Raw genomic sequence first — 15,249 nt, forward strand, 5'->3', positions numbered from 1 at the left:
GTGGGTCACGATGACGTTGATGCCCTCGGCCACCATGTCGACGATGTGGCGGGCGGTGTTCTTCACCAGCTCGAGCTGCTCCTGGGGCGTGTTGCCCAGGGCGTTGCCGCCGAGCGCGATGACGACGCTGGGGCCCGCTCCTTTCATATACGGCATTGGACCTCTCCTCCTTTAGCAAATGTCACAATGAAACGGAACGAGAGCGATTATATTGAGCACGCTTATTCATGCCTTTAGCTTACAACGACAAAGAAACGTTTGATATATGGCGTTATAAGACAAAAGACTCATGCTGAGCTTCGGACGCTTTGAGCCAAATCCAACAGTCGTGCGCCACCACCACTTCGGCAAAATCTCTTCCTGGTGTAAGGGGGATGCCCAGCTGCTTTATCTTCGTCGCGCGGTAGCGAACGGTGTTGTAATGGACGAACGAACGCTCAGCGACGGTTTTGTAATTCAGTTCACCGTCGATCAGCAGCCCGAGCGTTTCCATGAGGTCGGTTCCGTTTTCGCGGTCGTAGTCGATGACCGCCCCTATTTTGCTCATAACGAACTGTTCCAGTATGCGGCGGTCGTCGACGTGTTCGATAATTGAAAAAAGGCGGCGTTGCGCATAAGTGTCAACAAAAGATTGCTTGTTCAGGGCGGCTCCCGTTTCAAGGGTTGTTTTGGCCTGCCGGTAGGCCGTTGATAAGTCACCCACGGAAGCGCACTGGTCGGATATGCCGATTCCGATTTTGACGTTTCGGGCATGTGTAAGCTCAAACAGGTCGGGGAGCAGCTCAAGGAAAAACGTCTCGAGCTTTTCAGGCGAGCAGGAGCATCCCACAACGGTAATCAGGTCGTCATAATACACAAGATAAATATGCTTGCTGTGTTGGTTGGTGAACCGGGGATACTTCCCGTCGACGATTCCGGAATTGATAACCAGATCGTAAAACTTCTCTCGCGCGGTTTCGCTGTTGTCAAACAGTTTTATGCACGCCACTGGCTGCGGGAAATCCAGCTGCATCGAGAAGGCGACCATCTTATTGCTTATTTCAAACGGAGAGGTCAGAGCGCCTTTTAACAGGTCACGAATGAATACGTCGCGAAAATTCTTCTGGTTTTTGGCGACGGCCTCTTTTTTCAGAAAGAAGGAGGCAAAAAGCATGCCGGCCTGCTCGATAGCTATATCTAGATTCTCGCAATCGCGCTCTCGCTCGGGTCGGGAGGGCGTGTAGATGTACCCGAATCTGTGCTTTCCAGCAACGATTGGATACAGATGGCGGTCAGCGAGCAAAAGGCGCTTGTTGTGCCGCAACTCTTCCGCCTTGTCATCGGTGATGGATTGCATGGGGTCAAGGGTCAATCCGTCAGAATTAGCCGCGCAGACGCAGGACATGTCCTTTCCCAAAATGAAAACATTCCGGCAGAGCAACTTTGCCAGGCGTTCTGTGAGCTCATCAAGCCCCGATTCCTTCAACAGAAGCTCGGTGAGCGAGACGTGAACGTTGTTTCGATACTGCATCTGCGCAATATACTCGTCGAGGGAGCGCGAAAGTATGTCGTTCGCCATGGTGGAGAGGTTGGCTTCGGGCGGTAGTTCGATAACGGGTAGGCCCAGTTCATCGGCCTGTTCGAGCATATGGCGGGGAATGGCGTCTATATATCTATGGGGCTTTATGCATACACCGGCGGTGCTGCATTCCAAGAGCCGGGGAATGAACTCCTCTAAAAGGGATTCATTGTTCACAAAGGGGAACAAGGTTGTGAGCAGCATCGTGTTGGGCTGCAAAAACGAGAAGATGTCCGGCACTTCCATCAGGGCCGCGCTGTCGACGACTCGGTGAAGCCCATCGCGTCCGGCTACGATTTTTGCGTTGGCAAAGCTGGGCAGCTCAAGCATATCCCCGATGGTTGCAGGCATGGTTTCTCCTCAGGGCAAATCCGTGCAGCACACGATGACAATAAAACAAGCTATTTTTTATCGTTGGATGCTAAATAAGTCAATCTTGAAACTCCATATGATACGCATAAAGGAAAAAGTAAGGTCAGACGGGAAAGGGGGAGCGGCGAATTCGTATCGCTGAGGCGCACTGCCAAGGCGAAGGGTGTCCGGGCGCAAGAGGAGGATGATGGCGAATGGGCACAAGGGGTATTCCTCTATTCCAGAAGTCCGATATCGACGGGTTTTTCGGATTGTTCACGAACAACCTCACTAACGTGTTGGTGCTTACGGGCTTGCTGGTGTTTACCGTTCAGATGCCTACCGATTTGGTATATGGCCGTATTCTGCCGGCTACGGGGCTCGGGGTGTTTCTGGCATCGATGGCGTATACGTTCCTTGGGTGGCGTATGGCCAAAAAGGAGGGGCGGTTTGATGTCACGGCTCTGCCGGCGGGCATCAGCGTTCCCCACATGTTCCTGATTATCTATATGATCATCCTTCCTGTGAAAACGGCAACCGGCGATCCGGTTTTGGCGTGGTATGCGGGCATCGCATGGTGCTTCGTGGAGGGCGTCGTGGCGCTTTGCGGCATCCTGGTTGGCCCTTGGATCAGGAACAATGTTCCCAGGGCCGCCCTTTTGGGCTCGCTGGCGGGCGTTTCGATCACGTCCATCATGGCCAACAGCGCCCTGCAGAGCTGGGAGGTTCCCTATATCGCCTTTGTGTGCTTCGGCGTGATTCTGCTGGGGTTTGTCGCGAAGGTGCGTATGCCGTTTAATCTTCCCGCCGGTTTGGTGGCCATCATTTTGGGCGTCGCAATCGGCTGGGTGTCGGGCTATATGTCGCCCGATGAGGTTTCTTCGTCGTTGCAAAATGTTGGAGCGTATCCGCCAATTCCCATGCCGTGGGGTATCGTCGAGGGCCTTGAGGCCGCGGCACCTTATCTGATAACCGCCATTCCGCTGGGCATCTACAACTTCATGGAAAGCATCGACAACGTGGAAAGCGCAAGCGCGGCAGGCGATTCCTACAACACGCGCCAGGTTCTGCTGTCCGACGGCATGGCCACGGTCATCGGCTCGTGCTTCGGCGGCATCATTCCCATCGCGGTGTACATCGGCCACCCCGGGTGGAAGCAGGTAGGTGCTCGCTTGGGCTACAGCTGGATGACGGGCGTGTGCGTGCTGCTCCTGGGTGTGTTCGGCCTTGCATCGGTGCTCATCAGCGTGATTCCTCTGGTCTCTCTTTTGCCGGTCCTTATCTATATAGGTATGGTCATTGGCACGCAGGCGTTCGAGCATGTTCCCAAAGCCCATTTCCCGGCGGTTATTCTGGCGATGCTGCCCTGGCTTGCAGATTGGGGCCAAACGCAGATCGAAAACGCCATCAGCGCAGCGGGTGTGAGTATGCCTTCTGCAGAGGCATTCAATGCGGCGGGTGTGCATTGGGCCGGATTCGACCTGCTGGGCGGCGGTGCTGTGATCATGGGCATCGTGTGGGCAACCATTCTGGTGTTCATGCTTGAGCGGCGTGCGATGGCGCTGTGCGTCGTGTGCGCGGTGGCTGCAGTGCTCGCGTTTTTCGGAATCATTCATGCCCCGACGGTGGGCGTTGCGATGGCGCCCGAGGTATCGCTTGGATACCTGTTGATGGCTGCCGTGAGTGTGCTCATCCTGCGTTTCGGAAAAGGATCCGCCGAATCGCATGACGACAATTCAAAAGTTGCCGGCGAGAAGGCCGGCGAATCGAAGGAGGTCTTGCAGTGAAGACGTATTCCGCAGAGGCTCTGCCGTATGAGTTCGATTTCTCTTTGGAAGATACAGCTCTCGTCATCATAGACATGCAGCGCGACTTTTGCGAACACGGCGGATTCGGGGAGAAGCTTGGCAACGACATTTCCCTGACCAAGGGCATTATCCCTACCGTAAAGGTCATGCTGGACAAAGCGCGCGAGGTGGGCATGACGGTCATCCATACGCGCGAAGGCCACAGGCCCGATCTTTCCGATTGCCCTCCCGCCAAGCTCAACCGCGGGCGCAAGCAGGGCGCGGGCATTGGCGATGAGGGCCCTATGGGACGCATTCTCGTTCGTGGGGAATACGGCCATGACATCGTGGACGAGCTCTATCCCATCGAGGGTGAGATCGTCATCGACAAGCCGGGCAAGGACGCGTTTTACGCCACCGACCTGGAGCTTATCCTGCGTACGCGCGGAATCCAGCACTTGATCGTGTGCGGCGTGACCACACATGTGTGCGTGAGCACCACGATTCGAGCGGCGAATGACCGCGGCTTTGACTGTCTGCTTTTGAGTGACTGTTCTGCCGCTTTCGACCCCGCCGACCATGAGGCTGCCGTGCGCAACATTCATCAGCAGGGCGGTATTTTTGGCTGGGCCACCACGCATGACAAGGTAATTGCGGCGCTGGAGGTGGACTAATGGCGCAGTCTATCGAAGCCAAGGGCAAAGGGACGCCCTTGTGGGTGTCAAGTGACATCAACGGCTTTTTCGGCCTGTTCTCCAACTCTTTGACCAACTTCCTCACGGCTATCGGCCTTTTGGCGGGTATCGCCATGCCCAACGACATCGTGTTCGGGCGTATCGTTCCCGCCGCGGCGCTTTCTATCGCGTTTGGCAACTTCATTCTGGGCGTCATTGCGCGTCGCATGTCCATCCGCGAAGGTAGGGCCGACGTGACCGCCATGCCGTACGGCCTTTCGGTTCCGCATTACTTCGCCGTGGCGTTGGGCGTTATTCTGCCGACGTACGTGGTGACCCAGGACTGGATGGTTGCTTGGGCAACGGGTATCGTGTGGAACCTGATTCAGGGTATCATCATGCTGGTGGGTGCATTCGTGGGTCCGTGGATCAAGGAGCATCTGCCCCGCGCCGCCATGTTGGGAGCGCTGGCTGGTTTTGCCCTGACGTTTATCTCGGGCGTGCCTATCGGCGAGATGTATGCGGCTCCCATGATCGGCATGGTGTGCTTCATCATTTTGATGGTGGGCTGGCTTTCCCATAAGCGTCTTCCGCTCAATATGCCTGTGGGCGCCTTCGCTATTCTGGTGGGCACGATTATCGCTTGGGCGACGGGTTATATGGATCCGGCGAATGTGACAGCTGCCGCTTCTAATTTCGGCATTCCCATTCCTGAGCTGACCGTTGGTTTGTTTGCGGTGGGCTTCGCTCAGATTGCTCCGTTCCTTCCTGCGGCTATTCCTCTGGGCATTTATGACTTCCTGGAGAGCCTGAATAACCTGGAAAGCGCGGCGGTTGCGGGCGAGAAGTACCCGGTTGCGCAGTCCATGTGCGTTCCTGCCGTGCTTACCATTCTGGCTTCATGCATCGGCAGCGTGTTTCCCACGATCATCTATATCGGCCATCCCGGCTGGAAGGCCGCGGGCGCACGCATCGGATACTCGTTTTTGACGGGCGCTGCCATTCTTCTGCTGGCGTTCACTGGCCTGCTTGAGATTGTAAGCGCCGTGATTCCGCTGGCTGCGCTGCTTCCCATTCTGGTGTACATCGGCATGGTGATCGGCCAGCAGGCGTTCGAGACGGCCGCCCCGCGTCATTTCCCTGCGGTCATCTTGGCGTTCATGCCCTACATCGGCAGCTTTATCGTGGGTAAGATCGGCAGCGTCATCGATTCTGTCAACGCCGCTCTGGCGCAGGCGGGGTCGAACATCTCCGTGGCGATCAGCGAGATTCCCATGGACGGCGTGGTCACGGTGAGCAACGCCATCCTGTCTGGCAACGGCGTGCCTTACCTTGGATGGGATAGGCTGAGCGGCGGCGACATCATTATCGCTATGCTTATCGCCTCGATCGTCATCTACACGATTGACCGACGCTACATGCGAGCGGCCGTGTACAGCCTGGTGGGCGCCGTACTTTCGTTCTTCGGAATCATCCATGCGGCTTCGTTTGGGATCAATGCAGCCCCCGAGGTCATGATTGGCTATTTGGGCATGGCGGTTGTGCTTGTTGCCATGAACTACTATCGCAAGGCCGACAACGTGCCGATCGACGACGAAGAGGCTGATGAAAAGGCCCCTGACGATTCGGCTGAAGCTCCGGAAAAGGCCGAAGAGGCCACGGCGTAAAGGAAAAAGGGCGGCCGCCCCGTGCGGCTGCCCACTTCGGAGGTGACGCTATGGGTGCGACGTTTGAGGCGCGCTATGTCGAACGCCGTATTCGCGAGGTTGCCGACTTCGGACGGGGACGCGTTCATAGCGTATACGCCAACAGTTTGAACGTTTGTTTTGATGGGTGCGGGGGATTGGTGACCATTCTGAATCCAACGCCTGACGTTGCCCCCGCATCAATCGTATTGGCACAGCGGACGAACTTTGCCGATCAGGGCATAGAGGTAGGCGAGTCCGCGCGTTTTTTCCAGGGCGGCTTATCGGTTGGGCCGTTGAGTGTGGCGACGAAAGGCGCGATTGACCGTAGCTGCGTTCTTCCGCGCTTTGAAAAGACGCGGGCTCTGCAGGACTCGTGTTATGCGTTCGCGGAGAGAGTCGATGGCAACCAAGCCCGTTTCAGGGGATTTTTCGACCCCCGCGTGGAGAGGCGGCTTGCTGCGGCGCAGCGACAGTTTGAGAAATGCCTGGCGTCTCAGGAATCTATCGAAGACGCTGTTCGGGGGCTTGTTGGTTTGGGGTGCGGCTTGACCCCCTCGGGTGATGATTTTCTGGTTGGCGCCTTCGCTGTGCTGCTTTCTCTCAAAGGTTCCGCTGATCCTGCGGTTGTTCGCCTGCATGCGTATCTTGCGGATGCATCGGATAGAACCACTGATATCAGCCGCTGGATGATTCATTACGCGCTTGAAGGGCGCTTTCGGGAATCCCTTATCGCGTTGATAGAGGCCTGTGCGACGGGCGCGCCTCTTGATGGTCCCCTCGAATTGCTGTGGAGTGTAGGGGCAAGCTCGGGTTTCGATATGAGCTGTGGGGTTCTGTGCGGCCTTCGTGCGTGCATCGCAAAGAAGGAGATGTGATTATGGCGCAGTATATATGCGTGCGAAAAAACGCATACCATGACTCGGTTTCATTGATGACGTTGACCAATGAGCTGAAAAAATCGGACGAAATAGAGGACGCCGTTGTTTCTATGGCGACGGACATGAACAAGGAGCTGGCAGAAAACATCGGCTTTATCAGCGACGATATTCAGTCTGCCGGCCCCAATGACCTGCTCATCGCTCTGCGCTGCCCCGATGAGGAGGCGTGCGAGCGCATGGTGGTGCGGGTTGACGAGCTTTTGCAGTCTAAAAAGAAGAAGGCCGCCAAAAGCAAGGAGGCAACGTATAGGAGCATTCACCAGGCGAATGACGACGATGCCGATTTGAACATGGCTGTGATATCCGTTGCGGGTGATTATGCAGCACGCGAGGTAAACGCGGCGCTCGATTGCGGTATGAACGTCATGTTGTTTTCTGACAATGTGAGCGTAGAAGATGAGGTTGCGTTTAAGAACAAAGCCCATGAGCTGGGACTGCTCGTCATGGGGCCCGATTGCGGAACCGCCATCATCGACGGCGTGGGGCTGTGTTTTGCAAACGACGTGCGGCGCGGCTCGATCGGCATTGTTGCCGCATCGGGAACGGGTTTGCAGGAAGTGAGCGTGATTATCGATCGTCTGGGTGGCGGAATCTCGCAGGCGATAGGTACCGGCGGCCGCGACCTGTCGGCACCCGTCGGCGGAATGATGATGCTCGACGGCATTTCCAAGCTTGAGGATGATGAGGATACCTCGGTCATTGTTTTGGTGTCGAAGCCCCCGGTGCCTGAGGTGGCCGAAAAGGTGCTTCATGCCGTTGAGCAGTGCACAAAGCCGGTCGTGGTGTGCTTTATCGCCGACGAGGCGCATCGAGGCGGCGACGGTATCGTGTTCGCGCGCAGCCTAGAGGACGCTGCCATCCAGGCTGTGGCTCTGTCAAAGGGGGAGGATGCGCCTTCATCGGGGAAGAGCGTCTACCCTGTGGCTGAGGAGGCACGGCGTTTTGCCGGAAAGCTTTCGGCGAATCAGAAATCAATCCGCGCGCTGTACTGCGGCGGAACGCTGGCCGCCGAGGCTCTTTTCGAGATGTCCAAAGTGCGCGATGGCGTGGTGAGCAACGTGGCCAAAAAGGCGCATCAGAAAATGAGCGACCCGTTTGTGAGCACGGGTGACACCATTGTCGATCTGGGCGACGACGTGTTCACGAAGGGCAGGCCCCATCCCATGATCGACCCCTCGATTCGCTGCGACCGCATTGTGGCCGAAGCGATGGATGAGTCGGTGGGCGTGATTCTGCTCGACTTCGAACTGGGGTTTGGCTCTAACGCTGATCCTGTGGGCGCGACCATCGAGGCGATAGAGCAGGCGCAAAAAATCGCCGGCGAGCAGGGGCGCCACATGGCGTTTGTCGGCTACGTTCTGGGAACCGATCGCGATTATCAGGATTATCAAAAGCAATGCGCAATGCTTGAAGAGGCGGGCGTTCTGATTGCCCAGAGCAACCTTAATGCCGTGGAAACGGCGCTGGCTATCGTTGGCGCTTAAGGAGGAATCATGGGTTTGTTTGCAGACGGCATAAAGCCGCTCAATGTGGGGACGTCGATTTTCCGAGACGATATCGTTCGCCAAGGCGTTGCATGTGCCCATGTGGATTGGAAGCCTGTGGCGGGAGGCGACGCGCGGCTGGTGGCTGCGCTTGATGCCCTTGGAAATCGAGAGGATGTGGCGCAGGCCAACGCAAAGGCGGTCGAGCTCATCAAGGCCGCCCATCCGGTGCTTGTCGGCATAGATCACGCGCGCAATGTCATCCCCGGCATGACCGACAAGACGATTTTGCACGCCGGTCCTCCGATTGCCTATGAGAACATGTGTGGCCCCATGAAGGGTGCCATTATGGGAGCGCTGGTCTACGAAGGGCTTGCCGAAACCCCTGAGGAGGCAAACGAGCTGGCCCTTTCGGGAGAGATAGAGTTTTCTCCTTGCCATGAGCATCATGCCGTGGGACCTATGTCCGGCGTCGTGTCGCCCAGCATGCCCGTCCACATCGTGGAAAACAAAACGCATGGCAACAGGAGCTTCGCTACCGTAAACGAGGGCTTGGGCAAAGTGCTTCGTTTTGGGGCGAACAGCCAAGAGGTCATCGATCGGCTCAAATGCATCGAGGAAGAGTTCATGCCCGTGATGCGCAAGGCGATCGAGGCGTGCGGCGGCATAGATCTGAAAAGCACCACGGCCCAGGCGCTTAATATGGGCGACGAGTGCCACAACCGCAACAAGGCGGCAACGGCGCTACTCGTTCGCGAGCTGTCCGTTCGGTTCATGGAGATAGACGTCGATCCTCAGGCGGCAAAAAAGGCGCTGTCGTTTATCTGCGACAACGAGCACTATTTCCTCAACCTTTCTATGCCGGCATGCAAATGCTCGCTCGAATCGGCTCAAGGGGTTGCGAACTCTACCTTGGTCACCGTCATGGCGCGCAACGGCGTTGAGTTTGGAATCAAGGTGGCTGGTCTTGCGGGGGATACCTGGTTCACGGGCCCTGCTCAGATGGTGCAGGGGTTGATGTTTCCCGGGTTTACCGAAGAGGACGCGGCCCCCGATTTGGGCGATAGCGCCATCACTGAAACTATGGGTATCGGCGGCTTTGCCATGGCGGCTGCGCCTTCCATCGTGCAGTTTGTGGGCGGAAGCGTTCCTGATGCCATCGCCTTCAGCGAGCAGATGTATGAAATTACGGAGTCCGAGAACCCGTCGTATTCGCTTCCGGTGCTGGATTTCCGCGGCGCTGCCACCGGCATTGATGTTATGAAAGTGGTGGAAACGGGTATCTTGCCCGTGATAAACACCGGCATTGCGCACAGAGTGGCGGGCGTCGGCCAGGTTGGGGCCGGTATCGTGCATCCCCCTATGGAATGTTTCGAAAAGGCACTGCTTGCATGCACCGAAGCGTTTATGTAGGCGATCCAGGCGGGGCTTCAAAGACGGCCATTCTTATGGTCGTCTTTTTTTGTTTGCAGGTGTTTTTCAGATGGTCGGTATGGCCAAACCGTAATGATCGGGCGTCACGTAGACTGTTCTCGTTTAAGGATTGTTGAGAACGCATACGTTCGTAGTGTGCAGCGCCGAGCTGCTGGTCAGCTTGCCCGCGACGCGCGCATCGACCTGTGCAGAATGCGGCGCCATCTTTTATTGAGCGCAAACGTATTGCATGTATTGCATTTGGGCATGTCAGCGGGCTTGTGGTGGTTTCGTGGAAAGGTTTTTAACTCCCTTAAAACGACTTCGCGTCGTGAGCATACGATGGGTGTATTTGTTTGATTATCGCTCAGGTCGGTGCGATGGAAGCGGGGGTTTGGGATGTGTAACGCAATGCAGACAAGTAAACGGCAGGGGTCTTGCTTCTTTAAGCTTGCAGGGCAGGCAAGAGCATGGTCTCAAGCGGATTCCGTGCGTCGTGTCCAACCCCTCTTTAAGCTTGCGGGCATGGGCATGATGCTCTTTGCCGCACTCATGTACTGGTGCGCGCTGCCTGCACCCGCGCATGCGCAGGAGGAGACCGTAGAGATCGCCAGCGCCTCTGACCTCGCTTCATTCGCCTCGCGTGTGAACAGGGGAGAAACCGACCTGAATGCGGTTCTGACCTCTGATATCGATCTTTCCGGTAAAACGTGGTCGCCCATTGGCCCGGCCGAGTTCCGGCCGTTCACTGGCTCATTCGACGGGCAAGGGCACACCGTGCGGAATCTGGTCAACGCGACTCCCGGCGAATACGGCGGCATGTTCGGTGTGGTTTCGGGCGCCCACGTGCAAAATCTTATCGTTTCGGGCGACTCCAAGGTTTCCAATAGTCGATACGTGGGAGGCATCGCCGGTTTCGACATGGGCGGCAGTGTTTTTGAGAGATGCCAGAATGAGGCGCAAATCTCGGGGCGCACCAATGCGGGCGGCATAGTGGGGCGGCTGGGCACCGGCTCAAAGGTGCTGGACTGCTCGAATTCAGGCGCCATCACGAGCCAGAAAAGCGCCGGCGGTATCGCTGCGTTCTGCGCTTCGGGAAGCTCGGTCGAAAGCTGCCTGAACGTGGGCGGCGTCAACGGAAGCGACTCGAGCGCCACAGGTGCGATGATAGGAGCGTTTTCCGTTGGCACTACGGTGAGAAACAGCTATAGCCTCGAAGGCGCTTCGGAGCTTTCGGGCGGTGGCGAGTTCAAAAGCGCCGATGCGTTGGCGTCTGGCGAGGTGGCATGGCTTCTGAACGGGGAAACCCCGTCGGGCGCCTGGAAAGAGAATCTGGGCGAGGCGTCGTACCCCTCTTTCGAAGGCGGCACGGTGTACAAGTGGCGTGATAACACCTACCACAATTCGCTCGAACCCGCCCCCAAGCCGTCAGGCACGCTGAAGGTTGTAGGGCGCACGTCTGTCTCCATCGAGGTTGAGGGGCTCGAGCCAAACGATGAATACGGCGGTCTGGAATTCAGCATAGACGGCAGCGCCTGGCAGACATCTCCGCTGTTCGAAGGGCTCACCCCGCATACGTCCTATGTCATTTACGCGCGTCATGCGGGCAACGGCTCATGGGCTCCGTCCGAAAGCGTGAGCGTTGCCGCGACCACCAAGCAGGTGGCGCCGAAGGTGGTGCAGCCCTCGGGGCTTTCCGGCACGGTGGGGCAGGCCTTGTCCAGCGTCGCCCTGCCGAACGGTTGGGCATGGGAAACGCCCGATGCGGTGATGGGAAAGACGGGTACGATCGAATTTGATGCCGAGCTGCCGGTTGACGATGAGGCTTACGACTATGACGGCGTTTTGGGCTATGACGCAAAGCGACATGCGGTCGTGCGTGCGCTGAACGTGACCGTGGCGGAGAAAGACGCTTCCTCGGGAGGCGACGACGGAGGCAATGGCGCTCACGGCGGCGATGATTCTCACGGCGACGGCGGCGACAGCGGCCCCCATGGCGGCGACGGCGGCAGCTCATCGGGCGGCAGCGGCGGGGGCGCGGATGGCGGCGATGTTGGTGGCGCCAATGGGGACGGCGCTTCGACCGCGGGCGACGGGGCGTCGAAACCGGGAAGCAACGGCACGCCTGCTCAAGGAGGGTCGGATGCTTCGGATGCGGCCAAACAGGCCGGGCACAACTCCTCGGCGGGCGGGGTGCTGGCGAAGACGGGCGATTCTTCGAGCTTCGTGCTCTTCGCTGCGTTTGCATGCGGGTGCATTGCCCTTGCGGCCGCCGGCGCCTCTGTGATCGCTTTGAAGCGGAAGAAGTGAGGATTGCCATCCGGCGTAAACGCTTGTGCAGATGGGCAACCGGGCGGGCTTTGGCGGTGACCCGCATTAGGAGCGGTTTGCGTTTTATGTACGCGATGTAACGAAATGGCATCGTGGTGCGCTTGCATTGGCACTCTGGGGCCAAGAGTGCTAGGATAACTCGGAAAAATACGAGGCATGTCTAGTTTGGCGAGCGGAAATTGCAGAAAAGGGCAGGAGGCCCCGCATGCGATCTGCCGCCAGCTTCGCAGGAAATGAGGCCCCATGGCATTTGAGAAATTCACCGACAAGGCCAAGCATGTGCTGGTGCTGGCCCAGGAGGAGGCGCGCCAGCTCAAACAGCCCCATGTAGCCAGCGAGCACCTGCTTTTGGGCTTGGCGAAAGAGCCCGAGGGCATGGCGGCGCAGGCGCTCGAGCACGTGGGCGTGACCTATGACGACGCCTTGAACGAGGTTCGCAAAAACAACGTTCCCGATGAATCGCTGGATCCTTCTGCACATCTGTCCTTCACGCCGCGTGTGCGCCGTATCCTGGAGCACGCCCTGCGCGAGGCTATGCAGATGGGACAGACCTATATCTCCACCGAGCATCTGCTGCTGGGCATTGTGCGCGAGGGCGAGGGCAGCGCAGTTGACGTGCTTTCTCGTCTGAACGTGGAGCTCGATCAGGTGCGCACCGCGCTCAACGATTTGGTGGGTCAGCCGAGCCCCGTGGCCGCAGGCGTGCCGTTCTTCGGCACCGGCGAGGCGCGTGGCGAAAGCAGCATGCTAGAGGAGTTCGGCACCGACCTGACCGCCAAAGCGCGCGCGGGCAAGCTCGATCCCGTTATTGGCCGTGCCGCCGAAATCGAGCGCGTGATGCAGGTGCTCTCGCGCCGTCAGAAGAACAATCCGTTGCTCATCGGCGAGCCGGGCGTGGGCAAAACCGCCGTGGCCGAAGGACTGGCGCAGCTCATCGTGGCCGATCAGGTGCCCGATATCATCAGCGGCAAGCGCCTGGTGACGCTTGACGTCTCGGCGTTGGTGGCGGGCAGCAAATACCGCGGCGAGTTCGAGGAGCGCCTGAAAAAGGTCATCAAAGAGGTCATCAAAGACGGCAACGTCATCCTGTTCATCGACGAGATGCACACCATCATCGGCGCCGGCTCGGCCGAAGGGTCCATCGATGCCGCCGCCATCCTCAAGCCCCCTCTGTCACGCGGCGAGATTCAGGTGATCGGCGCCACCACCACCGAGGAGTATCGCAAGCATCTCGAGAAGGATTCGGCGCTTGCGCGTCGTTTCCAGACCATCGTGGTCAACGAGCCCTCCGAGGAGCAGACCATGCGCATTCTCACGGGTCTGCGCGATCGCTACGAGGCGCACCATCACGTGCACTACTCCGACGAGGCGCTGCATGCTGCCGTGAGCCTTTCGAACCGCTACATCCAGGACCGCTTCCAGCCCGACAAGGCGATTGACGTGCTGGATGAGGCGGGCGCGCGCATGCGCATCCGCAGCCGCAAGCTGCCCGACGACGTGATGAAAATCGATGAGGAGCTGCGCCGCGTTCGCAAGGACAAGGAGCAGGCCATCGCCGCGCAGGACTTCGAACGTGCCGCTGCCCTGCGTGACCAGGAGAAATCCTTTGTTGCCAAGCGCGAGGAGGCCGAGAAGAAGTTCTCTGAGGAAACCGAGCGCGAGCTGGGCGAAGTGGGCGAGGCGGAAATCGCCGACGTGGTGAGCATGTCCACCGGCGTGCCCGTGAGCAACCTGACCGAGGCCGAGACCGAAAAGCTCCTGCGCATGGAAGGCGTGCTGCATGAGCGCATCATAGGCCAGGATGAAGCCGTGACCGCATTGTCTAAGGCCATCCGACGCTCGCGCAGCGGCCTCAAGGATCCGCGACGTCCTGCCGGCTCGTTCATCTTCCTGGGCCCGTCGGGCGTGGGCAAGACCGAGCTGTCCAAGGCGCTCGCCGAGTTCCTGTTCAACTCCGAGGAGGCGCTCATCAGCTTCGACATGTCCGAGTATATGGAGAAGCACAGCGTAAGCCGCCTGGTGGGATCGCCTCCGGGATATGTGGGCTTCGATGAAGGCGGCCAGCTCACCAAGGCGGTGCGCCAGCGCCCCTATTCAGTGGTGCTGTTCGACGAGATCGAGAAGGCGCATCCCGATGTGTTCAACATCCTCCTGCAGATTCTGGAGGAGGGTCGTCTGACCGATGCGCAGGGTCGTTCGGTCGACTTCCGCAATACGGTGATCATCATGACGTCCAACGTGGGCGCCCGCGAGATCGCGCAGGACGCGCCGCTGGGATTTGCGCCCGAGTCGCAGAGGGGCCTTTCCGACAAGGAAATCAAGAGCAGCGTGATGAGCGAGCTCAAGAAGCTCTTCCGCCCCGAGTTCCTCAACCGTTTGGATGAGATCATCGTGTTCAAGAGCCTGACCGCCGACGAGATCCTGCAGATTGTCGACCTCATGGTGGCCGACCTGCGCGATCGTCTGATCGAGCAGAACATGACCATCAACCTGACGGAGGCGGCGAACAAGCTCGTCGCCGAGGAGGGCACCGATACCGCCATGGGCGCACGTCCGCTGCGTCGTGCCATTCAGCGCTTGCTGGAGGACCCGCTTTCCGAGCAGATTCTGGAGGGCAAGTGGCATGCAGGCAGCGTGATCGATGTGGACGTCGTGGATGGCGAGCTCACGTTCACCGAGGGCCAGGGCGAGATTCCCGCGCCGCGTAAGCGCGACAGCATTGCGCGCGAGGCCGAAACGCTTCTGCCGCAGTTCGACCTGGCGCACGCCGGAAGCGGCGGGCCGGGCGTCTCTGACGGAGCTGCCGACTAGCGAGGAGCATGCTGGACTCAGACACGAGGGCATCCATGTGGGTGCCCTCATTTGCTATGGAGTGGCCAACCTTAGCGCTCTTAGCTTGCAAAACTTGCAATAGTTTGCAAAAGATGCAAAACCTGGCAAAAGATGCAAATGTACGATATGCCGGTATTTCGCGAATATCTGCAGCAGAGGCTAGCGGAAGACAATCCCGATGACATTGCCATGT

General features: G+C 58.4%; 9 protein-coding genes and 1 pseudogene. 8 read left to right on the plus strand and 2 right to left on the minus strand.

Annotated features, from left to right (window positions below; all coding sequences use genetic code 11):
* Both DMP06_RS11775 and DMP06_RS10520 read right to left on the minus strand, forming a co-directional pair.
* A pseudogene (locus tag DMP06_RS11775) lies at positions 1-156 on the minus strand (carbamate kinase); the annotation flags it as partial.
* A 115-nt stretch (positions 157-271) separates the two neighbouring features.
* Entirely contained in the window at positions 272-1,909 is a 1,638-nt protein-coding gene (locus DMP06_RS10520) for a PucR family transcriptional regulator (protein ID WP_123209692.1), read from the minus strand.
* A 215-nt stretch (positions 1,910-2,124) separates the two neighbouring features.
* On the opposite strand from DMP06_RS10520, the gene DMP06_RS10525 reads away from it, so the two are divergent.
* From DMP06_RS10525 to DMP06_RS10560, 8 genes are all read left to right on the plus strand, one after another.
* The gene (locus tag DMP06_RS10525) at positions 2,125-3,696 is read left to right on the plus strand and encodes a permease family protein (RefSeq protein WP_181443053.1); all 1,572 of its coding nucleotides are present in this window, start codon (positions 2,125-2,127) and stop codon (positions 3,694-3,696) included.
* Complete coding sequence (locus DMP06_RS10530; RefSeq protein WP_123209693.1) at positions 3,693-4,370, plus strand: cysteine hydrolase family protein; 678 nt, start codon at positions 3,693-3,695, stop codon at positions 4,368-4,370. The genes DMP06_RS10525 and DMP06_RS10530 overlap by 4 nt, the downstream gene beginning before the upstream one ends.
* Positions 4,370-6,037: a xanthine permease gene (locus DMP06_RS10535; RefSeq protein ID WP_181443054.1), complete on the plus strand. Its 1,668-nt coding sequence runs from the start codon at positions 4,370-4,372 to the stop codon at positions 6,035-6,037. The genes DMP06_RS10530 and DMP06_RS10535 overlap by 1 nt, the downstream gene beginning before the upstream one ends.
* Positions 6,038-6,087: 50 nt before the next feature.
* A complete protein-coding gene (locus DMP06_RS11920; protein ID WP_123209694.1) occupies positions 6,088-6,933 on the plus strand; it encodes an oxamate carbamoyltransferase subunit AllH family protein in 846 nt (281 codons plus the stop codon).
* A 2-nt stretch (positions 6,934-6,935) separates the two neighbouring features.
* Positions 6,936-8,480 (plus strand): acyl-CoA synthetase FdrA, encoded by a 1,545-nt coding sequence (gene fdrA / locus DMP06_RS10545; protein ID WP_123209695.1) that lies wholly within the window; start codon positions 6,936-6,938, stop codon positions 8,478-8,480.
* A gap of 9 nt (positions 8,481-8,489) precedes the next feature.
* Positions 8,490-9,893 (plus strand): YlbE family protein, encoded by a 1,404-nt coding sequence (locus tag DMP06_RS10550; RefSeq protein ID WP_123209696.1) that lies wholly within the window; start codon positions 8,490-8,492, stop codon positions 9,891-9,893.
* Between the two features lie 489 nt (positions 9,894-10,382).
* Positions 10,383-12,203, plus strand: a complete 1,821-nt coding sequence (locus DMP06_RS10555) for an LPXTG cell wall anchor domain-containing protein (protein WP_123209697.1) — start codon at positions 10,383-10,385, stop codon at positions 12,201-12,203.
* Between the two features lie 264 nt (positions 12,204-12,467).
* Positions 12,468-15,035: an ATP-dependent Clp protease ATP-binding subunit gene (locus DMP06_RS10560; protein ID WP_123209698.1), complete on the plus strand. Its 2,568-nt coding sequence runs from the start codon at positions 12,468-12,470 to the stop codon at positions 15,033-15,035.
* The last annotated feature ends 214 nt before the right edge of the window (positions 15,036-15,249 follow it).

Source organism: Slackia equolifaciens, assembly GCF_003725995.1.
In the GTDB taxonomy this organism is placed as follows: domain Bacteria; phylum Actinomycetota; class Coriobacteriia; order Coriobacteriales; family Eggerthellaceae; genus Slackia; species Slackia equolifaciens.